The sequence below is a fragment of the Pseudomonas sp. LD120 genome (genome assembly GCF_009861525.1).
In the GTDB taxonomy this organism is placed as follows: domain Bacteria; phylum Pseudomonadota; class Gammaproteobacteria; order Pseudomonadales; family Pseudomonadaceae; genus Aquipseudomonas.
The window spans coordinates 324,439-349,224 of record NZ_WVHL01000001.1 but is presented as its reverse complement, the minus strand read 5'-3'; the positions used below and the strand labels follow the sequence as shown (position 1 = coordinate 349,224).

The 24,786-nt window shown below is 59.8% G+C and carries 20 protein-coding genes; 8 read left to right on the top strand and 12 right to left on the bottom strand.

What is annotated here, in order from left to right; genetic code table 11:
• Positions 1–8: 8 nt before the first annotated feature.
• The 11 genes from PLD_RS01725 to PLD_RS01675 all read right to left on the bottom strand — a co-directional run bounded on the left by PLD_RS01725 (position 9) and on the right by PLD_RS01675 (position 14,123).
• A complete protein-coding gene (locus PLD_RS01725) occupies positions 9–1,238 on the bottom strand; it encodes a multifunctional CCA addition/repair protein (RefSeq protein WP_159889223.1) in 1,230 nt (409 codons plus the stop codon).
• A gap of 66 nt (positions 1,239–1,304) precedes the next feature.
• Complete coding sequence (locus PLD_RS01720; protein ID WP_159889221.1) at positions 1,305–2,867, bottom strand: SpoVR family protein; 1,563 nt, start codon at positions 2,865–2,867, stop codon at positions 1,305–1,307.
• Positions 2,864–4,135, bottom strand: coding sequence for a YeaH/YhbH family protein (locus PLD_RS01715; RefSeq protein WP_159889219.1), 1,272 nt, complete (start codon positions 4,133–4,135; stop codon positions 2,864–2,866). Before PLD_RS01715 ends, PLD_RS01720 begins: the two co-directional genes overlap by 4 nt.
• 113 nt (positions 4,136–4,248) lie before the next feature.
• Complete coding sequence (locus tag PLD_RS01710) at positions 4,249–6,171, bottom strand: PrkA family serine protein kinase (RefSeq protein ID WP_159889218.1); 1,923 nt, start codon at positions 6,169–6,171, stop codon at positions 4,249–4,251.
• Positions 6,172–6,470: 299 nt separating this feature from the next.
• A complete protein-coding gene (gene glpE, locus PLD_RS01705) occupies positions 6,471–6,800 on the bottom strand; it encodes a thiosulfate sulfurtransferase GlpE (protein ID WP_159889216.1) in 330 nt (109 codons plus the stop codon).
• Positions 6,801–6,833: 33 nt separating this feature from the next.
• The gene (locus tag PLD_RS01700) at positions 6,834–7,703 is read right to left on the bottom strand and encodes a symmetrical bis(5'-nucleosyl)-tetraphosphatase (RefSeq protein ID WP_159889214.1); all 870 of its coding nucleotides are present in this window, start codon (positions 7,701–7,703) and stop codon (positions 6,834–6,836) included.
• A complete protein-coding gene (apaG, locus tag PLD_RS01695; protein WP_159889212.1) occupies positions 7,703–8,083 on the bottom strand; it encodes a Co2+/Mg2+ efflux protein ApaG in 381 nt (126 codons plus the stop codon). The genes PLD_RS01700 and apaG overlap by 1 nt, the downstream gene beginning before the upstream one ends.
• A gap of 119 nt (positions 8,084–8,202) precedes the next feature.
• Positions 8,203–9,015 (bottom strand): 16S rRNA (adenine(1518)-N(6)/adenine(1519)-N(6))-dimethyltransferase RsmA, encoded by an 813-nt coding sequence (rsmA, locus tag PLD_RS01690; RefSeq protein WP_159889210.1) that lies wholly within the window; start codon positions 9,013–9,015, stop codon positions 8,203–8,205.
• On the bottom strand, positions 9,012–10,001 hold the full coding sequence (pdxA, locus tag PLD_RS01685; protein ID WP_159889208.1) for a 4-hydroxythreonine-4-phosphate dehydrogenase PdxA: 990 nt from the start codon (positions 9,999–10,001) through the stop codon (positions 9,012–9,014). Before pdxA ends, rsmA begins: the two co-directional genes overlap by 4 nt.
• Positions 9,998–11,314, bottom strand: coding sequence for a peptidylprolyl isomerase SurA (surA, locus tag PLD_RS01680; protein WP_159889206.1), 1,317 nt, complete (start codon positions 11,312–11,314; stop codon positions 9,998–10,000). Before surA ends, pdxA begins: the two co-directional genes overlap by 4 nt.
• Positions 11,295–14,123: an LPS-assembly protein LptD gene (locus PLD_RS01675; protein WP_159889204.1), complete on the bottom strand. Its 2,829-nt coding sequence runs from the start codon at positions 14,121–14,123 to the stop codon at positions 11,295–11,297. Before PLD_RS01675 ends, surA begins: the two co-directional genes overlap by 20 nt.
• Before the next feature lie 130 nt (positions 14,124–14,253).
• Here PLD_RS01675 and PLD_RS01670 point away from each other — a divergent pair, with 130 nt between their 5' ends.
• The 3 genes from PLD_RS01670 to PLD_RS01660 are packed head-to-tail and all read left to right on the top strand — an operon-like array spanning position 14,254 to position 16,719.
• Positions 14,254–15,279: an aminoglycoside phosphotransferase family protein gene (locus PLD_RS01670; protein ID WP_159889202.1), complete on the top strand. Its 1,026-nt coding sequence runs from the start codon at positions 14,254–14,256 to the stop codon at positions 15,277–15,279.
• Positions 15,276–15,950, top strand: coding sequence for an N-acetylmuramate alpha-1-phosphate uridylyltransferase MurU (gene murU / locus PLD_RS01665; RefSeq protein ID WP_159889200.1), 675 nt, complete (start codon positions 15,276–15,278; stop codon positions 15,948–15,950). Before PLD_RS01670 ends, murU begins: the two co-directional genes overlap by 4 nt.
• 1 nt (position 15,951) lies before the next feature.
• Positions 15,952–16,719, top strand: coding sequence for a TerB family tellurite resistance protein (locus tag PLD_RS01660; RefSeq protein ID WP_159889198.1), 768 nt, complete (start codon positions 15,952–15,954; stop codon positions 16,717–16,719).
• Between the two features lie 58 nt (positions 16,720–16,777).
• On the opposite strand, the gene PLD_RS01655 is transcribed toward PLD_RS01660, so the two are convergent.
• Positions 16,778–17,773, bottom strand: a complete 996-nt coding sequence (locus tag PLD_RS01655) for an alpha/beta hydrolase family protein (RefSeq protein WP_159889196.1) — start codon at positions 17,771–17,773, stop codon at positions 16,778–16,780.
• Between the two features lie 74 nt (positions 17,774–17,847).
• On the opposite strand from PLD_RS01655, the gene PLD_RS01650 reads away from it, so the two are divergent.
• The 5 genes from PLD_RS01650 to PLD_RS01630 all read left to right on the top strand — a co-directional run bounded on the left by PLD_RS01650 (position 17,848) and on the right by PLD_RS01630 (position 24,774).
• Positions 17,848–20,247, top strand: a complete 2,400-nt coding sequence (locus PLD_RS01650) for a PAS domain S-box protein (protein ID WP_159889194.1) — start codon at positions 17,848–17,850, stop codon at positions 20,245–20,247.
• Between the two features lie 13 nt (positions 20,248–20,260).
• Positions 20,261–20,890, top strand: a complete 630-nt coding sequence (locus PLD_RS01645) for a response regulator transcription factor (protein WP_159889192.1) — start codon at positions 20,261–20,263, stop codon at positions 20,888–20,890.
• A gap of 261 nt (positions 20,891–21,151) precedes the next feature.
• The gene (locus tag PLD_RS01640) at positions 21,152–22,276 is read left to right on the top strand and encodes an ABC transporter ATP-binding protein (protein ID WP_159889190.1); all 1,125 of its coding nucleotides are present in this window, start codon (positions 21,152–21,154) and stop codon (positions 22,274–22,276) included.
• A 43-nt stretch (positions 22,277–22,319) separates the two neighbouring features.
• The gene (locus PLD_RS01635; protein WP_159889188.1) at positions 22,320–23,381 is read left to right on the top strand and encodes an ABC transporter substrate-binding protein; all 1,062 of its coding nucleotides are present in this window, start codon (positions 22,320–22,322) and stop codon (positions 23,379–23,381) included.
• Between the two features lie 145 nt (positions 23,382–23,526).
• Positions 23,527–24,774, top strand: a complete 1,248-nt coding sequence (locus PLD_RS01630; RefSeq protein WP_159889186.1) for an ABC transporter permease — start codon at positions 23,527–23,529, stop codon at positions 24,772–24,774.
• Positions 24,775–24,786 lie beyond the last annotated feature (12 nt).

Genomic DNA, 24,786 nt, shown 5'->3' with positions numbered 1-24,786 from the left:
CCCTATGTTCAAGGCGCGTGCTGTTCCTTGTAAGCCTTGATTGCCTTAAGGCGTTCCAGTCTCAGTGCCTCCCCCAATTGTGGACCTTTGAAACCCTGTTCCAGCAGCGGTTGAACGGCTACCGCGCGAGCCGCGCTGGCGGCTGCGCGTAGATATGCCGCTTGGGGGTACGCTCGCGACTCCAGGCCGAGGCGTCCGCGAGCATCCATTTCGCAGGCCGCCACGAACTCTTCAAAACGCTGCGGTCGGCGGAACACATCGAAGCTTTGCAGCAGCTCAAGCAGCGTCGAAGCCTTCAGTTCCTGAGCCTTGTGGGCATGAGTGTGATATTGCCCCACCAGCAGCGCCAGTTCCTGGCACTCACGAGGTGCCTTGAATCGCTCGTTGACTGCCTTGATCAACTCAAGCCCTCTGTGTTCGTGGCCAATATGCCGTGGCCATTCTGCTTGAGGGGTCAAGCCTTTGCCGAGGTCATGCAGCAGGCAGGCCCAGCGTACATTGAGCGGTTGCTGATGCTGGGCCGCTTGCTGCAAAACGCTGAGGGTGTGCAACCCGGTGTCTATTTCTGGGTGGTGGGCTGCTGGCTGCGGAACCCCAAACAAGGCATCCACCTCTGGCATCAGTACCGCTAGGGCACCGCAGTCACGTAATACCTGGATAAACACCTGGGGCTGTTCTTCCATGAGGGCGCGAGAGATTTCCTTCCAACTGCGTTCCGCCGTCAGCGCTTGAAGCTCGCCTGATTCGCTGAGTTGACGCATCAGTTCAAGGGTTTGCGGCGCGACGCTGAAACCCAGGTCGGCATAGCGTGCAGCAAAGCGTGCAACCCGTAATACGCGCAGTGGATCTTCGGCGAAAGCCGGGGAAACGTGGCGTAAAATTCGGTTTTCCAGATCCTTCTGACCGTTATAGGGGTCGCTGAGCACTCCCTGAGCATCCTCGGCCATGGCGTTGATCGTCAGGTCGCGGCGAATCAGGTCTTCTTCCAGGGTGACTTCCGGGCTGGCGTGAAAGGTGAAACCGCCATAACCCCGTCCGCTCTTGCGCTCGGTCCGGGCCAGGGCATATTCCTCGCCGCTCTTGGGGTGTAAAAATACCGGGAAGTCGGTACCGACTGGCCGAAAACCCTTGGCGAGCATTTCATCGGCGCTGGCGCCGACCACCACCCAGTCGATATCGGTGACAGGCCTGCCCAGCAGGCGGTCTCGCACGGCGCCGCCGACTTTGTAAATCCGCATAAAAAAACCTCCGTTAGCGCGACAGGATAACCCTTGCGTCACGCTTGCGGAGGCTTGTTTCTGGGGTCAGAGGTGGATGACCGCCAGGTCCAGTCGGCCGTAGTCATTTTCGTTGTGGTCGGATCTGGGGGGCACGTGGTGGGTTTTCATCACCTGATCGCCCTGCAGGGTTTCCAGGTGAATGTCGAAGCCCCAGAGGCGGTGCAGGTGCTTGAGTACTTCATCGGTGGAGTCTCCCAAGGGTTTTCGATCATGTTGCTGATGGCGCAAAGTCAGCGAGCGGTCGCCGCGGCGGTCGATGCTCCAGATCTGCACGTTGGGTTCACGGTTACCCAGATTGTATTGCGCGGCCAGGGTTTCACGAATGATCCGATAACCGCTTTCGTCATGGATCGCCGGAACCAGCAGGTCGTCTCGCTGATCGTCGTCCATGATGCTGAACAGTTTGAGGTCACGGATCACCTTGGGCGAAAGGTACTGCAGGATGAAGCTCTCATCCTTGAAACTGCTCATGGCGAATTTGAGGCTCGACAGCCAATCGGTACCCGCCAGTTCCGGGAACCAGCGGCGGTCCTCTTCGGTCGGTTCCTCACACATGCGCCGGATATCGCGGTACATGGCGAAACCCAGGGCATAAGGGTTGATGCCGTTGTAGTAGGGGCTGTCGAAGCCCGGTTGATACACCACGCTGGTGTGGGAGGAGAGGAACTCCATCATGAACCCGTCAGTGACCAGGCCCTCGTCATACAGGTCGTTCATCAGGGTGTAGTGCCAGAATGTAGCCCAGCCCTCGTTCATTACCTGGGTTTGACGCTGTGGGTAGAAGTACTGGGCGATCTTGCGCACGATGCGCACGATCTCCCGCTGCCAGGGCTCCAGCAATGGTGCGTGTTTCTCTATGAAATACAGAATGTTTTCCTGAGGTTCGGAGGGAAAGCGTGCATTGTCTTTGTCGCTGTTCTTGTCCGCGCCTTTAGGGATCGTGCGCCACAGGTCGTTGATCTGTTTCTGCAGGTGCTCTTCACGGTCTTTCTGCCGGCGCCGTTCTTCTTCGGCGGAAATAGGATAGGGCCGTTTGTAGCGGTCGACGCCGTAGTTCATCAGCGCATGGCAGGAGTCCAGCAGGTCTTCCACGGCATCGATGCCATGGCGTTCCTCGCATTGCATGATGTACTGCTTGGCGAACACCAGGTAATCAATGATCGAACTGGCGTCGGTCCAAGAGCGAAACAGGTAGTTGCCTTTGAAGAAACTGTTGTGGCCATAACAGGCGTGGGCCACCACCAGGGCCTGCATGCAGATGGTGTTCTCCTCCATCAGATAAGCAATGCAGGGATCGGAGTTGATGACAATTTCGTAGGCAAGCCCCATTTGGCCGCGACTGTAGGACTTTTCCGTGCTGAGAAAGTGTTTGCCGTAGGACCAGTGGTGATAACCCAAAGGCATGCCCACCGAAGCATAGGCATCCATCATTTGCTCGGCGGTGATCACTTCGATCTGGTTGGGGTAGGTGTCCAGGGCATAGCGGGCCGCAATACGGCTGATTTCGCGGTCGTAGGCCTGGATCAGCTCGAACGTCCATTCCGAGCCGGTGGAGATGGGTTGGCGTTTCTGCTCTCTGGCGGTCATGTCACTAACCTGCGCTGGAAGAGTTCACGGAAGACCGGATAGATATCGCCGGCCGAAACCAGTTGTTGCTGGGCGAACGTCTCGGAGAAGGCTTCGGCGATACGCTCGTACTCGAACCACAGGGCCTGATGCTCCCTTGGGGTGATCTCTACATAGGTGTAGTACTGCACGAACGGCATGATCTGGTTGATCAGGATATCGCGGCAGATAGGAGAGTCGTCGTTCCAGTTGTCGCCGTCGGAAGCCTGGGCGGCGTAGATGTTCCACTCATTGCTCGGGTAGCGCTCGGCCATGATCTCCTGCATCAGCTTCAGGGCGCTGGATACGATAGTGCCGCCGGTTTCCCGTGAATAGAAGAACTCTTCTTCGTCTACTTCCCGGGCGCTGGTGTGATGACGGATGAACACTACATCGATCTTGTCGTAGTTGCGTTTGAGGAACAGGTACAAAAGGATGAAGAAGCGCTTGGCGATGTCCTTGGTCGCCTGGGTCATAGAGCCGGAAACGTCCATCAGGCAGAACATTACGGCCTTGGAACTGGGATTGGGCTGCTTCACCAGCAGGTTGTACTTGAGGTCGAAGGTGTCGAGGAACGGCACCCGATGAATCCGCGCGCTGAGACGCTCGATTTCTGCCTCGACTTCCTGGATATCGCCGAAGTTGTCCGGCTCTTCCCGTTTCAGGCGTGCCAGTTCCTCCTTGGCTTCCCTCAGTTTGGCGCGGCTGCTGCCGGACAGCGCAATGCGTCGGGCGTGGGCGGAGCGCAAGGTGCGGATGATGTTGATGCGTGATGGGTTGCCTTCGTTGCTGATCCCTGCGCGTACGGTCTTGAAGGTGTCGGTGCCGGTCAGGTTGCGTTTGACCAGGTTGGGCAGTTCCAGGTCTTCGAACATAAACTCGAGGAACTCTTCCTGAGTGATCTGGAAGACGAACTCATCCATGCCCTCGCCGGAGTTCCCGGCCTTGCCGCGCCCTCCGCCCCCTCCGCCCCCTTGAGGCCGGGCGATGTGCTCACCGGCGGTGAACTCTTTGTTGCCGGGGTGAACCACGGTCTGCTTGCCACCTCGGCCATGGTGCAGCACCGGTTCGTCGATGTCGCGCCCCGGAATGCTGATTTGTTCGCCATGCTCCATATCGGTAATGGAGCGGCGGCTGACGGCCTCTTCGACCGCTTTTTTAATGTGGTCACGGTAACGCCGCAGGAACCGCTGACGGTTCACCGTGCTCTTGTTCTTGCCATTGAGACGTCGGTCGATCACATAGCTCATGGGGAGCCCTCCGGGCAGCTTCAAGACCTCAGCGTCAAGCTGCAAGCCACAAGCGCAATGACGACGGGCGTTCTTGGCGCTTCCAGCTTGCCGCTTATCGCTGCTTCACTGCCTTACTGCGATTTTCTGACCCGCAGATACCATTCGGACAGCAGTCGTACCTGTTTGTCGGTGTAACCGCGCTCGACCATGCGTGTGACGAAGTCGTTGTGTTTTTGCTGGTCCTCCTTGCTGGCCTTGGCATTGAAGCTGATGACCGGCAACAGGTCTTCGGTGTTGGAGAACATTTTCTTTTCGATGACCACCCGCAGTTTCTCGTAGCTGAGCCAGGTGGGGTTCTTGCCATTGTTGTTGGCCCGGGCGCGCAGTACGAAGTTGACGATCTCGTTGCGGAAATCTTTTGGGTTGCTGATGCCAGCTGGTTTTTCGATCTTCTCCAGCTCCTCGTTGAGGGCTACGCGGTTGAGGATTTCGCCGGTTTCCGGATCGCGGTACTCCTGATCCTGAATCCAGAAGTCGGCATAGAGTACGTAACGGTCGAAGATGTTCTGGCCGTACTCGCTGTAGGACTCGAGGTACGCGGTCTGGATTTCCTTGCCGATGAACTCGATGTAGCGCGGCGCCAAGTATTCCTTGAGAAATCGCAGGTAGCGCTCGCGGGTTTCGGCCTGGAATTGTTCCTGCTCGATCTGCTGTTCCAGTACATACAGTAGGTGCACCGGGTTGGCGGCGACTTCATGGGGGTCGAAGTTGAAGACTTTCGACAGAATTTTGAAGGCGAAGCGTGTCGACAGGCCGTTCATGCCCTCGTCGACACCCGCACTGTCACGGTATTCCTGGATCGACTTGGCCTTGGGGTCGGTGTCTTTGAGGTTTTCGCCGTCGTAGACCCGCATCTTCGAATAGATGTTCGAGTTTTCCGGTTCTTTGAGGCGCGAGAGCACAGTAAATTGCGCCAGCATCTTCAGGGTGTCGGGGGCGCAGTGGGCCTTGGCCAGCGAGCTGTTGAACAGCAACTTGTCGTAAATCTTCACCTCATCGCTGACCCGCAGGCAGTAAGGCACCTTGACGATATAGATCCGGTCGATGAAGGCTTCGTTGTTCTTGTTGTTACGGAAGGTGTGCCACTCCGATTCGTTGGAGTGGGCCAGCAAGATGCCGGTGAACGGAATCGCCCCCAGGCCTTCGGTGCTGTTGTAATTGCCTTCTTGAGTGGCGGTCAGCAATGGATGCAGCACCTTGATCGGTGCCTTGAACATTTCGACGAATTCCATCAAGCCCTGGTTGGCCCGGCACAGTGCCCCGGAGTAGCTGTAAGCGTCGGCATCGTTTTGAGGGAATTCTTCCAGCTTGCGGATATCCACCTTGCCCACCAGGGCCGAGATATCTTGGTTGTTCTCATCACCTGGCTCGGTCTTGGCCACCGCGATCTGGTTGAGGATCGACGGATACAGCTTCACTACCCGGAACTGACTGATGTCGCCGCCGAACTCCGACAGACGCTTGGTCGCCCAGGGCGACATGATTGTGTTGAGGTAGCGACGGGGAATGCCGAAGTCCTCTTCGAGAATCGCGCCATCTTCCGTGGCGTTGAACAGGCCCAGTGGCGACTCAAAGACCGGGGAGCCCTTGATGGCGTAAAAAGGCACTTTCTCGATCAGTTGTTTGAGTTTTTCGGCCAGGGAGGATTTACCACCCCCGACCGGACCCAGCAGGTAAAGAATCTGTTTCTTCTCTTCCAGGCCCTGAGCGGCGTGGCGGAAGTAGGAGACGATCTGGTCGATGCACTCTTCCATGCCATGGAAGTCTTCAAAGGCCGGATAGCGCCGAATGACCTTGTTGGAAAAAATTCGCGACAGTCTCGAGTTGGTCGAGGTGTCCAGCAGCTCGGGCTCGCCGATGGCCATTAGCAGCCGTTCGGCGGCTGAGGCATAGGCGCTTCGGTCGCTTTTGCAAAGCTCCAGGTATTCCTGCAGTGAAAACTCTTCCTGGCGTGTAGATTCGAAACGCTGTTGGAAGTGGCTAAAAATGCTCATGACGTCACCTCGCTCGATACGTGGAGCCGGCGTCGGATCAGTCAGTCAAGTGCTGGCATGCAACTGAAAAGCCCAGTTGCTGTTTACCCCCCAGAACACTTTCAAAGCTATCTACCTTGAAAGCTAGTACCGATGACCCGCCCGCCGGTGTACCGGCTCTCCCCTGTTTTGGATGGCCTGAGGCTAAGGATAGTTCGGAATCCGAGAGGTCAAGGAGAGATGGGGAATAAGTTGCGCGCTACCGTTCGTCTGGTGCCGCGTGAGCCCACGTAGTACGCGGGCTAGAGCTGCAGAAAAAATTATTCGGCGGTGCCTTGGGCGATTTCCGTCGGATAAGTGTTGCGCCACAGTTCGAAGCCGCCATCAAGGCTATACACATCAGAAAAGCCCTGGCTGACCAGATACGCCGCTGCGCTCTGGCTGGAGTTGCCGTGATAGCAGACCACGACCAGCGGGGCATCGAGGTCGGCGCTGCGGATGAAGTCGGAGATGGAGTGGTTGTCCAGGTGGCGGGAACCGCTGATGTGGTTCAGTGCATAGGTTTGCGGGTCGCGGATATCCACTACGACCGCGCCTTGCTCGCGCAGTGCCTGGGCCTGTTCTGGGGGGATGCGTTTGAATTCGCTCATGGCGGGCTCCTGAGGCTTGTTGGTCTGCGCTGTCTAGCGCGTTGTCGGGGCGGGCAAGGGGGCGGGGAACAGAGGCGCTGTATGGCCTTGGGCGTTGCAGTTACAGGTCAGGCGCACGCCAGTGTCGACGTTCAGCAGGGTCATTGCGCCTCCCCAGACACAACCGCTGTCCAGGGCAAAGATGCCTGGCTCGTTGCAGTGGCCTTCCAGGGCTGCCCAGTGACCGAAGATGATCTTCAGCTCGCGGGTCTTGCGTTCTTTGTGGTTGAACCAGGGCGCGTAGCCGGGGGGCGCGGTGTCCAATCCTTCCTTGCTTTTGAGGTCGAGTTTGCCGTCGCTGGTGCAAAAACGCATGCGGGTGAAGTAGTTGGTGATGACTCGCAGGCGGGTGACGCCTTTGAGCTCACTGTCCCATTTCGCCGGGTCGTTGCCGTACATGCCATCCAGAAAAGGTTCGAAGAGGCTGTCGTCTTGCAGCGCTGTTTCGACCTCGGCGGCGCACTTCAGGGCCTTCTTCAGGGACCACTGTGGCGCGATGCCGGCGTGTACCAGGGCGATATTGCGGGTTTCGTCGTAGTGCATCAGCTTTTGCTGGCGTAGCCACTGCAACAATTCTTCGCAATCCGCTGCTGAAAGGATCTCCTTCAGGGTGTCGGATTTTTTCAGGCGTTCAATGTTGCGCCAGGCTGCGAGCAAGTGCAGGTCGTGATTGCCCAGTACGCAAACCAGCGAGTCGCGGATCGAGTACAGGTAGCGCAGGGTTTCCAGGGATTGCGGGCCACGATTGACCAAGTCGCCCACCAGCCACAGGCGATCCTTGGCGGGGTCGAAGGCGACTTGTTCAAGCAGGCACTGCAGTGGCTCCAGGCAGCCCTGCAGATCGCCAACGGCGTAGGTCGCCATCAGTGCAGGGCTCCGGGGACCGCGAGGCGGAAGGGCGCGATGATGGCGTCGAACTGTTTGCCGTCCTCGGCCAGCATCTGATAACTGCCCTGCATATTGCCGACCCGGGTGGTCATGACGGTGCCGCTGCTGTAGGTGTGGCTTTTGCCTGGGGCGATCAGTGGCTGTTGGCCAACCACCCCGGCACCTCTGACCTCTTCGACATGCCCGTCACCGTCGGTGATCACCCAGTGCCGGGACAGCAGCTTGGCGGGAAGCGAGCCGTTGTTCTGTACGGTGATGGTGTAGGCAAAAGCGAAGCGGTTCTGCTCGGGTTGCGATTGGTCTGCCAGAAAGCGAGTGACGACGCTGACATCGACCTGATAACGAGGATCGGACATGCAAGAGGCCTTTAAAGCAAAGCGGGACGAAGCTGATGAAGGTCAGTCTAGGTCAAGTGTCGGGTAGTAAACCAGACATCCCGCCTGGCGTCCTACCCGGTCTCGGGCAAGGACGTTTCTCAGTCGGTGGCAGGCTTGGGCTGGACGGCCAACTGGTCGGCCAGGCGCACGAAGGCGGCCAGGTCCAGTTGCTCGGGGCGCAGGCTGCCATCGACACCGGCGGCTTCGATCTCAGCGCTGCTGAGGAGTGCCTTGAGGGTGTTGCGTAGGGTCTTGCGGCGCTGGTTGAAGGCTTCGCGGACGATGCGTTCCAGCAGGCGATGATCCTTGGCTGGATGTGGCAGCACCGCGTGGGGCACCAGGCGCACGATGGCCGAATCGACTTTCGGTGGTGGGTTGAAGGCGCCGGGGCCGACGTTGAACAGGTGTTCCACGCGGCAGTGATATTGAACCATGATCGACAGGCGACCCCAGTCACCACCGCCGGGGCCTGCGGCCAAGCGTTCCACCACTTCCTTTTGCAGCATGAAGTGCATGTCGCGGATCAGCCCAGCGTTCTGCAGCAAGTGGAAGATCAGCGGTGTGGAGATGTTGTAAGGCAGGTTGCCCACCACCCGCAGGCTGTTGGGTGCGGCCCCCAGGGTGTTGAAGTCGAACTTCAGTGCATCACCTTGGTGCAAGTTGAAGTTGCTCTTGCCAGCGAACTGCTGATTGAGGATTGGGATCAGGTCCTTGTCCAGCTCCACCACATCCAGCTGCGCGCCGCTGCCCAGCAGGCCTTCGGTCAGGGCGCCCTGGCCCGGGCCGATTTCCAGCATGCGGTCTTCGGGTTTGGCGTGGATGGCCCGCAGGATGCGGTCGATGACGCCGGCGTCGTGCAGGAAGTTCTGGCCGAAGCGCTTGCGCGCCCGGTGTTGGTATTGCTCGCTCATAAACGGTTCTCGGCCATCTGGTAGGCGGTTTCCAAGGCGACCTGCAGGCTGCCGGTGTCGATCTTGCCGCTGCCGGCCAGGTCCAGGGCGGTGCCGTGGTCGACGGAGGTGCGGATGATCGGCAGGCCGAGCGTCACATTGACGGCCGCGCCGAAGCCTTTGTATTTCAGCACGGGCAAGCCTTGGTCGTGGTACATCGCCAGCACTGCGTCGCAGTGCTCCAGATATTTGGGGGTAAACAGAGTGTCGGCGGGCAGCGGACCGCGCAGGTCCATGCCTTCGTCGCGCAGACGCTCCAGGGTAGGTTCGATGATGTCGATTTCTTCATGGCCCAGGTGCCCGCCTTCGCCGGCATGGGGGTTGAGCCCACACACCAGGATGCGTGGTTGGGCAATCCCGAACTTGTGCCGCAGGTCGGCATGCAGGATACGCGTGACCCGCTCCAGGCGTTCGGCGGTGATGGCGTCTGCCACCTCCCGCAAGGGCAGGTGCGTGGTCACCAAGGCGACGCGCAGGCCGCGTGTGGCCAGCATCATCACCACTTGTTCGGTGTGGCTCAGGTCAGCGAGAAATTCGGTATGGCCGGAAAAGGCGATTCCGGAATCGTTGATCACGCCCTTGTGCACGGGGGCGGTGATCATGCCGGCGAAGTGCCCGTCCAGGCAGCCTTGGCCAGCCCGCGTCAGGGTTTCCAAAACGAAGGCGGCATTGGCCTGGTTCAGCTGACCGCTGACCACTGGCTTGGCCAGGGGCGTGTCCCACACATACAGGCTGTTGGCTGGAGCCGCTTCAGTCGGCAGTCGGTCCAGGGTCACTGGCCGCAGATCGACCGCCACACCCAGCTGCGTGGCCCGCTCAAGGAGCAGGTCACGGCTGGTAATGGCAATCAGGGGATATGGCTGGGGTTGCGAGGCAAGCAGCAGGCACAGGTCTGGACCTATACCTGCCGGCTCGCCGGGTGTTAGCGCGAAACGTCTGGGTTTCACTGCGCCGCCTGTTCAGCGCCAGGCAGTTTGATTTCGACGTAGGCCTCATCGCGGATCTGCCGCAACCAGGTCTGCAACTCTTCATCGTATTTACGGTTGCGCAGGACGGTCATGGCTTGCTGTTCACGGGCCTGACTGGTGCTGTCGGTGGCGCGACGGCCAAGAACTTCCAGTACATGCCAGCCATAAGGGCTCTTGAACGGCTTGGATAGCTGACCTTGCGGGGTCTTGGCCATCACTTCGCGGAATTCCGGTACCAGAGCGTTGGGGTCGATCCAGTTGAGATCCCCGCCATTGAGAGCGGAGCCTGGGTCTTCCGAATAGTTTCTGGCCAGTTCGGCGAAGTCTTCGCCGGCTTCGATCCGCTCGTAGAGCTTCTGCGCAAGGCGCTTGGTCTCTACTTCGCTGCGAATTTCGCTTGGTTTGATCAGGATGTGGCGTACATGCACTTCATCGCGTACCTGATTGCCACCGCCGCGCTTGTCCAGCAGCTTGAGGATGATGAAGCCGCCAGGCGTGCGTGCGGGCTGAGTGATGTCACCCACCGCCATTGCGCTCAGCTCGCGGTCGAACGGAGGTGGCAGTTGAGCGGCTTTACGCCAGCCCATATCGCCGCCTTCCAGGGCGTTGTCGCTGCCGGAGCGGGCGATTGCCAACTGCGCAAAGTCTGCACCTTGCTTGAGCTGCTGATACACCTCCATGGCCTGGCGCGCAGCGCGCTGAATGGCTTCGGAGTTGGCGCTTTCCGGGGTCGGAATCAGGATGTTGGCCAAGTGCAGTTCTTCGGAGAGCTGCATTTTGCCCAGATCCGAAGCCAGGAAGTTTTTCACTTCCTGTTCCGATACCTGGATCCGCTCGGCGACACGACGCTGACGAACACGGCTGATGATCATCTCGCGGCGAACCTGATCACGAGCGTCTTCATAAGACAAACCGTCGCGTGCCAGGGCGGCCCGGAACTGCTCGATGCTCATGCTGTTGCGCTGGGCAATTGTACCGATGGCTTGGTTCAGTTCTTCGTCGGTGATGCGGATGCCGGAACGTTCGCCAATCTGCAGTTGCAGGTTTTCAACGATCAGGCGCTCCAGAACCTGCTGTTCCAGAACGCTGGTAGGCGGTACGCCACCGCCACGCTTGGCGATGGTTTGCTGGACTTCGTGAACCCGCTGGTCCAGTTGGCTCTGCATGACCACGTCGTTGTCGACGATGGCCACGACCTTGTCGATGGACTGCACCGCGGCGCTGGCCGCAGTACTCAGGAACAGCGCGCCCAACATCAGCGGGCGCAGACAATCAGAAAGCTTGGTCTTCACGTTCACGATAACCTTGGATGCCTTTGTCGAGGAAGCTCTCTACTTTGGTGCCCATGACGCCACCGAGACCCTTCAGAACAATTTGGAGGAAGATGCCGCGGTCGCCTTTCTCGTTCTCCGGAGCGTTCTGACTGAACTCGTCATACTTGACCCAGTAACGGCTGATCAGGCGCAGTTTCCAGCAGCAGTTGTCGTATTCGAAGCCACCGAAGGCTTCGAGCGTGCGGTTACGGTTGTAGTCGTACTGCCAACGGCTGATGGCGTTCCACTGCGGCACGATCGGCCAGATCACCGAGAAGTCATGCTGCTGGATCTTGTAGTAGTCCTTCACGTAGCCAGGCTGGCCCGCAGTGCCGTAATCGCCGCCCATTTTCCAGGTGCCGCTGTTCTGGTCGTAGCGGATCTGGTCGTTGCGATAGCGATAGCCAACGTTGACCACTTTGTTCGGATTGTCTTCGGGCTGGTAGTGGAGCATTGCGCTGCCGGAGCGCGGGCTGTGGCTGTCCGGATCCCAGTTGTAGTCGGCCGTGGTGCGCCAGTCGCGGTTGTAGCGGTATTCATATTCAAGCGCGTAAGGCGAGACGTTGGACGTGGCGTCGGCGCGGGTGCGGTAGTCGATACCCGGCAACTGGACGGTGCGATCCTTGAAGTACAGGGCCTGGCCCACGCTGATGCGCTGGCGCTGGAAGCCATTGTCTTCGATCCAGCGGCTGGTCACGCCGAGAGACAGCTTGTTTTCGTCGCCAACACGGTCGGAGCCGGAGAAGCGGTTTTCACGGAACAGAGAGGCGTAGTTGAAGGTGGGTTCTCCAGTATCGAATACCGGGATATTCTTCTGGTCTTCCTCAGGAACATAGAGGTAGAACGCGCGCGGCTCGAGGGTCTGGCGGTAATTCTTGCCAAACCATTGAGTGTCACGGTCGAAGTACAGGCCACCGTCGAGACTGGCGATCGGAACGCCGCGGTTTTGCGAGCTCTTGTACGATTCACCCAGTGCTGCCGCTCTGTTGCGGTTGATCACCAGATCATTTTTGCCTTTGGCGTCCAGGTCAAGATTGTACTGGGTGTACATGTACTTGAGGGACGGTGTCAGGTAACCGTAGCTCCAGTTCAGCGGCAGGCTGACACCCGGCTTCAGGTTCAGGCGGTCACCGTTGGCGCGCGCCAGACCGGCAACGTTCTCATCCAGGCGGCGAGTGCCAATTGCAACGCCGTTGGCGTCGAATGGCCCGCCGTCCTTATCAAAGTAGTTGCCTTTCATCAGGTCCCGCTCAAACCGCACCAGTTCCGTCTCGTAGGTGAAATCCAAACCTTGCGGATGGAACGGCAGGGCACCGTTGAAGGTGATCTGCGGCAGGCGGTTGTACGGCGTGATGTTGGACACACTCGCCAGCTCGTACGCCTGCACATTAAGGCGTGCAGTGTAATCATCGCCGCGGTAGGTCACGGCACCTTGCTGGTTGACGTAGTCGGTAGACGACTTCACGCCGAGCTGATCGGTCTGCAGATCCTGGAAGTAATAAGGATCGCTGATCTTGGTGTAGTCGACCTCGGTCATCAGACGCGAATCAAGCCCGCCCTTGTGCTGCCAGTTGAGCATGTAGCGGGTTTTTTCGTAATCGGTCTGCTTGCTGCGATCGGTATCGTCGTCGTTGAGGTAGGCGGCGCCGAACTGACCTTCGCTGCTCTTGGTCAGGTAACGGAACTCGCCTTCCATCAACAGGCCGCGCTTGGCCATGTAGCGAGGGTACAACGTGGCGTCGTAGTTCGGTGCCAGGTTGAAGTAGTAAGGAGTGACCAGCATGAAGCCGGTATCACCGCCTGTGCCGATGCTCGGTGGCAGGAAACCGGACTGGCGACGGTCGTCGATCGGGAAGTAGATATACGGGGTGTAGAGCACCGGAATATCTTTGACCCGCAAGGTCACGTTGGTCGCGGTACCGAAGCCGGTGGCCGGGTTCAAGGTGATGTTGTTGCCCTTGAGTTGCCAGGCGTTGCTGTTCGGTTCGCACGTGGTGTACGTACCATCCTTGAGGCGGATGATGGCGTTTTCCGCGCGTTTGGCGTACAGCGCACTACCACGTACCCGTGACTTGTGCATCACGTACTCGGCGTTATCGACCTTGGCTTCACCAGTGTCGAGCTGGACGTCGGCGTGGTCGCCGACCATCAGGGTGCCGTTATCGCGGATGCGGACGTTGCCGCTCAACTCGCCACGGTTCTCGGCCTGGTACAGGTTGGCCTCGTCGGCCTCGACCTGCATGCTGCCCTGACGCATGACCACGTCACCGGCCAGCGTCGCCACCTGCTGTTCCTGCTGATAACGCGAAGCCTTGGCACCGATAAAGGTCGGGGCGTCACTTTTATTCGTCTTGTCATTCATGCCAGGACGAATCGGTTCGATATAGGAACCAGAGCAGTAAGGGCCGGTTTCGGCCAATTGAGCGGCCGTGAGCTTCTCACGTGGCACCCAGTCGAGGTGGCTGTAGTCCGCACTGCGGGACTTCAGGCCACGGCCTTTGGCTTCGGTGACCAGCACGGGCTTGTCGCCGACAGCTTCGCCTGCGTCACCACCTTCGGTTGCGGTCGTGGCACTGGAGCTGATCGAGCTGGCGTCGTGAATCGGGCGCGGAGGCAGTTGGGCTGCGCTGGTTTTCGGCGCACAGGCCCAGCCACCTGAAGCAGAGACTGAGCAGTCATACTGTTCCGCGGCGACCACGTAAGAGGTGGCTAGAGGTTGCAGGGCCAGCAAACTGCCGGTAACCAGCAACGGAAATTTTTTACGAAACGCGGGGGATTTCAATGCCATCTTATTAGTCCGGGCTTCCTGCGTGCCATCTGCCCGCGGTGTGGGCCGCACGCCTCTCGATGGTCTGAAAAAGATGCTGGATAATAAAGCATGACCCGCTTGACGGCTAGCGCCGTCGGAGACCCTTGTAATGCCTGACCAAGATGTACGCTTGCAACACCTGAACGTTTGGCTCGATGAGCAGTTGGCGATTGTTTATGCCGCGCAAGGCTGGGGCGAAGTGCCCCCCGCAACGTTGACCGCGGCCAGCAGCGACGCGAGTTTCCGCCGTTATTTTCGCTGGCAGGGCGAGGGCCGCAGCTTTGTGGTCATGGATGCGCCGCCGCCTCAGGAAAACTGCCAACCCTTCGTGGATATCGCTCACTTGCTGGCTACGGCGAACATCAATGTGCCGAAAATTTATGCGCAGGATGTTCCTCGTGGGTTCCTGTTGCTAAGCGACTTGGGCAATAAAACCTACCTCGACGTGATCGACGATGACAATGCCGACGCGCTTTTCAAGGATGCCCTGCAGGCATTGCTGGCCCTCCAGCAACTGCCGATGGATGCACCTTTGCCCCGTTACGATGTCGCCTTGCTGCGCCGCGAGCTGGAGTTGTTTCCCGAGTGGTATGTCGGACGGGAGCTGGGTATCACTCTGAATCCGCAGCAGCGTGAACAATGGCAACAGGTCAGCCAGTTGCTGATCGACAGCGCGCTGGCTCAACCCCAAGTGCTGGTGCACCGTGACTATATGCCACGCAACCTGATGATCAGTGAGCCAAACCCCGGGGTGCTGGACTTTCAGGATGCGGTCTATGGTCCTGTGACCTACGACGTGACCTGTTTGTTCAAGGATGCCTTTCTCAGTTGGCCGGAGCCGCGGGTGCGTGGCTGGTTGAACGATTATTGGCACCTGGCACGGGCGCGGGGGATTAGGGTGCAGGAAGATTTTGAAGCGTTCTTTCGTGCCAGTGACCTGATGGGCGTGCAGCGTCACCTCAAGGTGATCGGGATTTTCTCGCGTATCTGCCATCGCGACGGCAAGCCACGCTACCTGGCCGATGTTCCGCGTTTCTTTGCTTATATAGATGCTGTGTTGCAGCGTCGCCCCGAGCTGGCGCCATTGGCGCAGTTGCTGCTCAGTTTGCGTCAGTCCGCAGGAGTCGATGCATGAAGGCGATGATTCTGGCGGCCGGCAAGGGTGAGCGCATGCGTCCCCTGACCCTGACTACACCCAAACCGCTGTTGCCCGTCGCGGGCGTGCCCTTGATCGAATACCACTTGCGAGCCCTGGCGACCGCCGGCTTTAGCGATATCGTCATTAATCATGCCTGGCTCGGTCAGCAGATCGAAGACGCCCTCGGCGACGGTCAGCGCTGGGGGTTGCGCATTCAGTATTCGGCGGAAGACGAAGCGTTGGAAACCGGTGGTGGGATCTTGCGGGCCTTGCCCCTACTCGGCGACGCACCGTTCCTGGTGGTCAATGGCGATATCTGGACCGATTACGACTTTGCCTCCTTGCGCCGACCGCTAGCCGGGCTGGCGCATCTGGTGATGGTGGACAACCCGGCACACCACCCCAGCGGGGGAGACTTCTGCCTGGAGAATGGGTTGTTGCACGATGCCCTGCCTGGGCAGGCGGCCCTGACCTTCAGTGGCATCTCGGTTCTGCATCCGCGTTTGTTCCAGCACTGTGTCGCCGGGCCCTTCAAATTGGCCCCACTGTTGCGCACGGCGATGGCCGAAGATCAGGTCAGCGGCGAGCACATGGCCGGGCAATGGATTGATGTCGGCACGGTTGAGCGTTTGGCGCAAGTTGAACGCTTGCTGCAAGCGAGTCGCTGATATGTGGTGGCCAGGGACTCTGATCGGAGCCGGAGCGGGCTTTGCAATTGCCAGCATTCCGGGGGCCATGCTGGGTGCGTTGTTGGGGCAGGCGCTGGACCGGCGCTTGCAACTGCAAAGCTGGGCGCATGTTCGAGAACGCCTGGGCGGTCGCCCGACGTTACGTAATGATGAACTGCTGTTCGTGCTGTTAGGTCGTTTAGCCAAAAGTGATGGCCGGGTGGTGGACGGTCATATCCAGCAGGCGCGCCAGGAAATGCGTTCGCTGGACATGAATGATGCCGCGCAGCGCCGGGCAATCACGGCCTTCAATCGTGGTAAATCGGGGAGTGATCGTTTGCGCGGCTATCTACGGCGCCTCGGTGCCCAGCCTCACGCTGCGGAAGGCGTGTTGCGGGCCTGTTGGCGCATGGTCTGGGCCGATGGCCGGGTCGGGCCGACGGAGCGCGAGCTGATCCAGCGCTGGGGTAAGTGGTTGGGCTGGACTGCGGAGCAGCTTCAGGCATTGGCGCAAGAGTACGGACCGGCCAGAAGAAGCCTGACTGAAGACACCCTCACTTATCAGGACGCACTGCGCCTGTTAGGCGTCGCTTCCACCAGTGAGCCGGCGCAGATCAAACGAGCTTATCGTCGGCTACTCAGCCGCCATCACCCGGACAAGGTGGCCGGCAGTGGTGCCAGTGCGGCGCAGGTACGCGACGCCACGGAAAAGACTCGTGAGCTGCACAGTGCCTACGCGTTGATACGTCAGCGCCGGGACTTTCGCTGAGAACGGCAGGCGCCAATCCGCCCGCCGCGACCTATCAGGGCGTGGCGGTGAAGGGGCTTCAGCTGTCCGGGGCCTGTGGGTTCAGCCAGCCACGGACTCGCCGAAACAACTGTTCTTGCTGGGCTGCGTAGTTGCCCGGCAGGGCTTTGAGGGAAATCTGGCTGAAGCTCGAGTGCTTCAGTCGTTTACTGGCCTGCAGTCGCTTCAAGGCGGCCGTGCGCGCCTGGCGCTTGTCAACGTAGAAAAAATCGGCGGTTGCCAGCTTCAAGGTGGGCGTCAGTTCCTCCAGTTGCGGTTGCCCGTTGGCCGGAGACTGTGCCGCGACCATCACCAGTTTCTGCACCTGTGAAGGTTGCTTCTCGCTCAGGTAGCGTGCTGCCCAGTACGCGCCGGTGCCATGGCCGAGCAGCACTATGCTGCGGGCGTTTTGCTGCTCGGCAAAGGCCAGCGCTGCGTCGATTCGAGTGAAGATTCGCTCGGCGTCCGCCTTGATTTGTTCTTCAGTACCCTGGGCCACGACTTGATCTGGCGCGTCAGCCTCGCTGCCAGCCACCTGTTCGATGGGCATGGCTTCGGTGCTGGCGCCGTTGGCGGTACTGACGTTTTTCGTGGGTTCTGGGAGGGGCGCAGGCTCGACAACCCGTGGTTGCGCCGCGTCGCTGAGCATGTCCGGAAGGGTCAGGCTCAGGCTACCCCAATCGGTGTCCGGCAACTTGTTGCGCAGCGGCGCGACAACTTGCGGCCAGTCTGCAGTTTCACCCGCCCCGGGGACGATAATCACCACGCCCTTGGGATCGCTGGTGTTGGCGGGTTTCCACAGGGCCAGAAAGGTGTCGCCAGCGGCGTGCAACCGCTGTTGTTCCTGAGCGGACAGTTGGCGTTCGAGGGCTGTGGCTTCTTCCTGGCTACGCTCAGGCAGGGGGGGGCGTTGTACCGGTTGTTCCTCGGGGCTCTTGGTTTCCGGAGCCGGATCGGCAGCTTGTGCAGAAAAGGTCCAAGGCAGGATCAGCGACAGGCACAATGCAGGCAGTGCCGAGCGGTAGACAAGGGGCATCGGTTATTCCAGGCCAGAAGTAATTCCGGCAGCCTAATGGGTTGGTCAGTATTTGTCAGGGTGTGAGATTTCAGATGATGCGTTTTCGCTGCCTTTTGCTTATCGGCTGTCTGTCTCTTCCCTTGATAGGAGCGGCGGCGCCGGCGCCTCGTGTGCCTGGGGCGGAGTTGAGTCACGAACAGCGGCAATGGCTGGAACAACACCCTGAACTGCGGGTGGGGCTGGTGTTGCAGGCACCGTTCGCGTCGTACGATCGGCGCCTTCAGCGTTTATCGGGGGCCAACGTCGAATTGATGCAAGCGCTGGCCAAGGCCTTGAGGATCGAGCTCAGTTGGCGAAACTTTCCCAATCAGATGCAACTGGAAAAAGCCCTGCGCGATGGCGAGGTGGACATGGCCCCCGGCTTGATCCAGACCCCGGCCGGGCTACGGCGGTGGTTGTTCAGCGACCCTTATATGCGTGTACCGCAACTGGTGGTCGGCGAGCAAAAGGGCGCGGGTGCCGTGGACCTGGAAAAACTCGACACTCAGGCCCGGGTCGCGGTACGCATGCCCAGCGCGGTGGCTGATTACCTGCGTGTGACCTATCCAAACCTGAACCTGCAAGGCGTTCCCCTGGAACGTCAGGCCCTGCAACTGCTGCGCAGTCAGCAAGCCCGTTATGCGGTGGTGGATGAGGCGCAGCTCAGCCGCTTGTCGGGTGAGGCGGAGTTCGCCGGGCTGGCGGTGGTAGGCGATATAGGCCTGCCGCAGTTGCTGCGGGTGGCGAGCCGCCGCGACTGGCCCGAGCTGGCCGGCATCATCGAAGCCGGCCTGCACGCGATTCCGGCCAAGGACTTGGAGCAGCTTCACAATCGTTGGTTGCAACCCAAGTACCCACGCCTGAGCGAATCCCCCGGCTTCTGGCAGAACCTTTGCCTGTTGCTGCTGCTCCTGCTGCTGGCCAGCCTGGCGATCGTCTTCTGGCAGCGCCGTCAGCAGCGCAGTCTTGAGCAGCGTCTGCTGGCGGCGCGGGAAGACATCGCCTTGCGTACCGCCAGTGAAGAAGCGCTGCGTCTGACTCAGTTCTCCATTGACCAGAGCACCGTGGGCATTCTTTGGGTCAACTGGGACAGCCATGTGCGTTATGCCAACCGCGCCGCTGAAGAGATGCTCGGTTATTTGCCGGGCGCGGTCATCGACCGGCCATTGATCGACTTTGAGCCCAACCTGCACATGGACCGCTGGCTCAACCTGTGGAAGCGCGCGCGGGCCAGCGAGGAGGGCGCCCACAGTTTCGAGACCCAGTGCATGCGAGCAGATGGCAGCATCCTGCCGGTGGATGTGTCCTTGAGCTTTCTGCGGTTTCGCGACAGTGAGTACTTGGTGGTGTACCTCAATGATGTGACTGAGCGCCGACGGGCGCTGGCGGCGCTGCGTGAAAGTGAAGCGCGCCTGCAGGGCATTGCCGCCAATGTACCGGGCCTGGTCTTTCGCCTGGAGCGGGCGCCGGTCACCGGGCAGATCGACTTCGCCTATATCAGTGAGGGCAGTGAAAACCTGGTGGGCTATTCGCCGGCGGTGCTGGCCCACAGAGACACCGGCTTGCGCAGTCTGGTGCATCCGGACGACAAGGCCAGTTATCACCAGACCCAGGATCAGGCACTGGACACCGACAGCGACTGGTCCTGGCAGGGCCGCATCCTGACGCGCCAGGGCCAGCAGCGTTGGGCCGAGATCAAGGCGATTACACGGCGCCTGGATGACGGTGCTTTCGTCTGGGATGGCATCGTTTGGGATATCAGCGAGAGCAAGCGTATCGAGCTGGAACTGGCCAGCTCTCGTGAGCAGTTGCGCGAGTTGTCGGCGCACCTGGAAAGCGTGCGCGAAGAGGAAAAAGCTCGCATTGCCCGGGAAGTGCATGACGAACTGGGACAGATGCTTACCGTGCTCAAGTTGGAAACGTCCATGTGCGAACTGGCCTATGCCCAGCTCGATCCGGGCCTGCATGAGCGTCTCAACAGCATGAAGCGCCTGATTGCCCAGCTGTTCCAGTTGGTGCGTGATGTGGCCACTGCTCTGCGCCCGCCGATCCTTGATGCGGGCATTGCCTCGGCTATCGAGTGGCAGGCCCGACGCTTTGAAGCGCGCACGCAAATTCCATGTCTGGTCCAAGTGCCGGAGAACCTGCCGCACCTCCATGACGCTAAGGCCATCGGTCTGTTCCGCATCCTTCAGGAAGCCCTGACCAATGTCATGCGCCATGCCCAGGCGCATACTGTGGAGCTGACCCTGGCGCTGGAAGAGGGCGATTTGTGCATGACCATCAGTGACGATGGCCTGGGGTTTGACACCGGCTCAGCGCGTCCGACCTCCTTTGGGCTGGTGGGTATGCGCGAGCGAGTGTTGATCATGGGCGGCAGTCTGTCGTTGCACAGTGAGACGGGCGAGGGAACTACCTTGAGCGTGCGGGTGCCTCTGGGGCGAGAACAATAATGAGGAGAAGTGCGTGATCCGTGTATTGGTAGCTGAAGACCACACCATTGTCCGTGAAGGCATCAAGCAACTGATCGGCCTGGCCAAGGACCTGACGGTGGTGGGGGAGGCCAGCAACGGTGAGCAACTGCTGGAAACCCTGCGGCAGGTGCCCTGTGAAGTGGTGTTGCTGGACATTTCCATGCCAGGGGTGAACGGTCTGGAAGCCATTCCCCGGATACGCGCGCTGAACAATCCGCCAGCGATCCTGGTGCTATCAATGCATGATGAGGCGCAGATGGCGGCGCGGGCACTGAAAATCGGCGCCGCCGGCTACGCCACCAAGGACAGCGATCCGTCGTTGTTGCTGACGGCGATTCGCAAGGTCGCCGCCGGTGGCCGCTACATCGACCCAGACCTTGCGGACCGTATGGTCTTCGAGGTTGGTCTGACCGATGCCCGCCCCCTGCATTCATTGCTCTCCGAGCGCGAGTTTTCGGTGTTCGAGCGCCTGGCCCAAGGTGCCAACGTCAACGACATTGCCCAGCAGTTGGCCCTGAGCAGCAAGACCATCAGTACCCACAAGGCGCGGCTGATGCAAAAACTCAACATCACCTCCCTGGCGGAGTTGGTGAAGTACGCCATGGAGCACAAGTTGCTCTGACGCCATCAGCAGTACCCTCTGCACCTCCCGGGGAGTGCACTTATCCATTTGCGACACCCCCGCTTTCGGGCTTTTGCCGTTTCTTGCTGCTTGCCGCTTGCAGATGACCTCTGCCCTTATCCAATCCCGCCATCTGTGTAGGGCAATCCCTACACGCAACCTTCCAGGCGGCTGAGGCGAATCTCTCCTACCTCCCGATTTGCGCGACCTGTGGGCTCCACTAGGCTTGTTCCACAGCCGTCTAAAACAAAAGGTGTGGGTATGAGCGAGGTCGATTCAAGCGCTGGGGCCAATGATGTTCTGGTCAGTTTTCGTGGTGTGCAGAAGAGCTACGACGGCGAGAACCTGATCGTCAAAGACCTCAACCTGGAAATTCGCAAAGGCGAGTTCCTCACCCTGCTGGGGCCGTCCGGTTCTGGCAAGACCACCAGCCTGATGATGCTGGCGGGTTTCGAGACACCGACTGCTGGTGAGATCCAACTGGCCGGGCGTTCGATCAATAACGTGCCGCCGCACAAGCGCGATATCGGCATGGTGTTCCAGAACTACGCCCTGTTTCCGCACATGACCGTGGCTGAGAACCTGGGCTTTCCGTTGTCGGTACGTGGCCTGAACAAGACCGACATCAGTGAGCGGGTCAAGCGTGTGCTGAGCATGGTCCAGCTCGAGGCATTCGCCCAGCGCTATCCGGCGCAGTTGTCCGGTGGCCAGCAGCAGCGTGTGGCCCTGGCGCGGGCCTTGGTGTTCGAGCCGCAACTGGTGCTGATGGACGAGCCCCTCGGCGCTCTCGACAAACAACTGCGTGAACACATGCAGATGGAGATCAAACACCTGCACCAGCGTCTGGGCGTGACCGTGGTCTATGTGACCCACGACCAGGGCGAAGCCCTGACCATGTCTGACCGGGTAGCGGTGTTCCATCAGGGCGAAATCCAGCAGATCGCACCGCCGCGGACCCTCTACGAAGAGCCGAAAAACACCTTCGTCGCCAACTTCATTGGCGAGAATAACCGCCTGAACGGCCGCCTTCACAGCCTTAATGGTGACAATTGCATCGTGGAGCTGGGGCGTGGGGAGAAAGTCGAGGCGCTGGCGGTGAACGTCGGCCAGATCGGCGGCCCCGTGACCCTGTCCATCCGCCCGGAGCGTGTGAGCCTCAACGGCTCCAGCGAAAGCTGCGTCAACCGCTTCTCAGGAAGGGTGGCGGAATTCATCTATCTGGGCGACCACGTCCGGGTGCGCTTGGAAGTCTGCGGTAAGAGCGACTTCTTTGTGAAACAGCCGATTGCCGAGCTCGATCCAGTGCTGGCGGTGGGTGACGTGGTTCCGCTTGGCTGGCAAGTCGAGCATGTTCGTGCGCTTGACCCGCTTCTAGAGGCGAATTGATCGCCCCCCTGCAACACCAACCTGCAAGTGGAGAACACAATCAATGTTGAGATCCCTGAAATTCACCGCCCCCCTCAGCGCTGTCGCTGTGGCGCTGGGCATGCTAGGTGCGGCGCACGCGATGGCGGCCGGTCCGGACCTGACCGTGGTGTCCTTTGGCGGGGCGAACAAGGCGGCGCAGGCCAAAGCCTTCTATGCGCCGTGGGAAGCAGCAGGCAATGGCAAGATCATCGCTGGCGAATACAACGGCGAGATGGCCAAGATCAAAGCCATGGTCGACACCAATAGCGTGTCCTGGGACCTGGTAGAGGTCGAGTCGCCGGAGCTGTCTCGTGGTTGTGACGAAGACATGTTCGAGCAACTGGACCCGGCGCTGTTCGGCAAGAGTGAAGACTACGTCAAGGGGGCGATCCAGCCGTGCGGCGTTGGTTTCTTTGTCTGGTCCACCGTACTGGCCTACAACGCCGACAAGCTGAAAACCGCACCGACCAGTTGGGCGGACTTCTGGGACACCAAGAAATTCCCGGGTAAACGCGGTCTGCGCAAGGGCGCCAAGTACACCTTGGAATTCGCGTTGATGGCTGACGGTGTTGCGCCGAAAGATGTCTACAAAGTGCTGGCCGGCAAAGGTGGTCAGGACCGCGCCTTCAAGAAACTCGATGAACTCAAGCCGAGCATCCAGTGGTGGGAAGCCGGCGCCCAGCCGCCGCAGTACCTGGCCTCCGGGGATGTGGTCATGAGTTCGGCCTACAACGGTCGGATTGCGGCAGTGCAGAAGGAAAGCAACCTGAAGGTGGTGTGGAACGGCGGCATCTATGACTTCGACGCCTGGGCCATTCCACGTGGCCTGGACAAAGCCCGTGCGCAAGCGGCGAAGAAGTTCATCGCCTACTCGGTTCAGCCGCAGCAGCAGAAAATTTATTCGGAAAACATCGCCTACGGTCCAGCCAATACCCAGGCCGTCCCGCTGCTGGCCAAGGACATTCTCAAGGACATGCCAACCACCCCGGAAAACATCGCCAACCAGGTGCAGATCGACGTCAGTTTCTGGGCTGACAACGGTGAGCAACTGGAACAGCGCTTCAACGCCTGGGCAGCCAAGTAACCAGCGCTGTCGCTGTAGGAACGAGCTGGCCCGTCAAGGCGACATCACAGGCTGCACCGGTGTTCAGTGATGGCCTTTGGTTCGCGGTTCAGCCCGCTCCTACCGCGGTGGTTTGTATTTGAAAGATCGATTCGCGGAGTTTGTCATGACCATCACCGTTCCCTTGAACGCGGTCACCGGCCCAACCCTCAAGCAGCGACTGGCCCGTGCCGAGCGGGTCAACCGCTGGAAGGCGCAGGCCTTGATCGCACCTTTGGTGCTGTTTCTGCTGCTGGTGTTCCTGGTACCGATTGTGGCGCTGTTGTACAAGAGCGTCGGCAACCCGGAAGTGGTCGGGGGCATGCCGCGCACGGTCGCGGCCGTGAGTGCCTGGGACGGTCGTGGCTTGCCCGCCGAATCAGCCTATAAAGCCTTGAGCGAAGACCTGGCGGTGGCCCGCAAGAATCAGACCTTGGGCGACCTGTCCAAACGCCTGAACATGGAGTTGGCCGGCTACCGCAGCCTGCTGACCAAAACTGCTCGCGCCTTGCCGTTCAAGGCCGAGCCCGAATCCTACAAAGAAGCCATGGAGAGCCTGGATGAGCGTTGGGGCGACCCGGCCTACTGGCAGGCGATCCGGCGTAACACCAGTAGCCTGACGCCTTATTATTTGCTGGCAGCGGTGGATCATCGCATCGACGACCTGGGTGAAGTGGCCCCGGCGACTCCGGATCAGTCCATTTACCTGGATATCTTCGCCCGGACCTTCTGGATGGGGCTAGTGATCACTTCCATCTGCCTGGCCCTGGCCTATCCCCTGGCGTACCTGCTGGCCAACCTGCCGGCGCGTAAAAGCAATCTTTTAATGATCCTGGTGTTGCTGCCGTTCTGGACTTCGATCCTGGTACGGGTGGCAGCTTGGATCGTGTTGCTGCAGTCTGGCGGGCTGATCAATAGCGCGCTGCTGGCGATGGGGGTGATCGATAAACCGCTTGAGCTGGTATTCAACCGCACCGGGGTCTACATCTCCATGGTGCACATCTTGTTGCCGTTCATGATCTTGCCGATCTACAGCGTGATGAAGGGCATTTCGCCGACCTACATGCGGGCTGCGATTTCCCTGGGCTGCCATCCGTTCGCCAGCTTTTGGCGTGTGTATGTCCCGCAGACCTACGCCGGTGTTGGCGCGGGATGCCTGTTGGTCTTTATCTTGGCCATCGGCTACTACATCACCCCGGCCTTGCTGGGCAGCCCGAACGATCAAATGGTCAGCTACTTCGTCGCCTTCTATACCAACACCAGCATCAACTGGGGCATGGCCACGGCGTTGGGCGGCCTGCTGTTGCTGGCGACTGTCGTGCTGTATCTGATTTATAGCTGGCTGGTGGGCGCCAGTCGCCTGCGCCTGAGCTAAGGAGAGAATCGA

Excerpts from the sequence above, each read along its gene's own strand:
- PLD_RS01725 (WP_159889223.1), bottom strand. The coding sequence starts at position 1,238 with ATGCGGATTTACAAAGTCGGCGGCGCCGTGCGAGACCGCCTGCTGGGC.
- PLD_RS01720 (WP_159889221.1), bottom strand. The coding sequence starts at position 2,867 with ATGACCGCCAGAGAGCAGAAACGCCAACCCATCTCCACCGGCTCGGAA.
- PLD_RS01715 (WP_159889219.1), bottom strand. The coding sequence starts at position 4,135 with ATGAGCTATGTGATCGACCGACGTCTCAATGGCAAGAACAAGAGCACG.
- PLD_RS01710 (WP_159889218.1), bottom strand. The coding sequence starts at position 6,171 with ATGAGCATTTTTAGCCACTTCCAACAGCGTTTCGAATCTACACGCCAG.
- glpE (WP_159889216.1), bottom strand. The coding sequence starts at position 6,800 with ATGAGCGAATTCAAACGCATCCCCCCAGAACAGGCCCAGGCACTGCGC.
- PLD_RS01700 (WP_159889214.1), bottom strand. The coding sequence starts at position 7,703 with ATGGCGACCTACGCCGTTGGCGATCTGCAGGGCTGCCTGGAGCCACTG.
- apaG (WP_159889212.1), bottom strand. The coding sequence starts at position 8,083 with ATGTCCGATCCTCGTTATCAGGTCGATGTCAGCGTCGTCACTCGCTTT.
- rsmA (WP_159889210.1), bottom strand. The coding sequence starts at position 9,015 with ATGAGCGAGCAATACCAACACCGGGCGCGCAAGCGCTTCGGCCAGAAC.
- PLD_RS01675 (WP_159889204.1), bottom strand. The coding sequence starts at position 14,123 with ATGGCATTGAAATCCCCCGCGTTTCGTAAAAAATTTCCGTTGCTGGTT.
- PLD_RS01670 (WP_159889202.1), top strand. The coding sequence starts at position 14,254 with ATGCCTGACCAAGATGTACGCTTGCAACACCTGAACGTTTGGCTCGAT.
- murU (WP_159889200.1), top strand. The coding sequence starts at position 15,276 with ATGAAGGCGATGATTCTGGCGGCCGGCAAGGGTGAGCGCATGCGTCCC.
- PLD_RS01660 (WP_159889198.1), top strand. The coding sequence starts at position 15,952 with ATGTGGTGGCCAGGGACTCTGATCGGAGCCGGAGCGGGCTTTGCAATT.
- PLD_RS01655 (WP_159889196.1), bottom strand. The coding sequence starts at position 17,773 with ATGCCCCTTGTCTACCGCTCGGCACTGCCTGCATTGTGCCTGTCGCTG.
- PLD_RS01650 (WP_159889194.1), top strand. The coding sequence starts at position 17,848 with ATGATGCGTTTTCGCTGCCTTTTGCTTATCGGCTGTCTGTCTCTTCCC.
- PLD_RS01640 (WP_159889190.1), top strand. The coding sequence starts at position 21,152 with ATGAGCGAGGTCGATTCAAGCGCTGGGGCCAATGATGTTCTGGTCAGT.
- PLD_RS01635 (WP_159889188.1), top strand. The coding sequence starts at position 22,320 with ATGTTGAGATCCCTGAAATTCACCGCCCCCCTCAGCGCTGTCGCTGTG.
- PLD_RS01630 (WP_159889186.1), top strand. The coding sequence starts at position 23,527 with ATGACCATCACCGTTCCCTTGAACGCGGTCACCGGCCCAACCCTCAAG.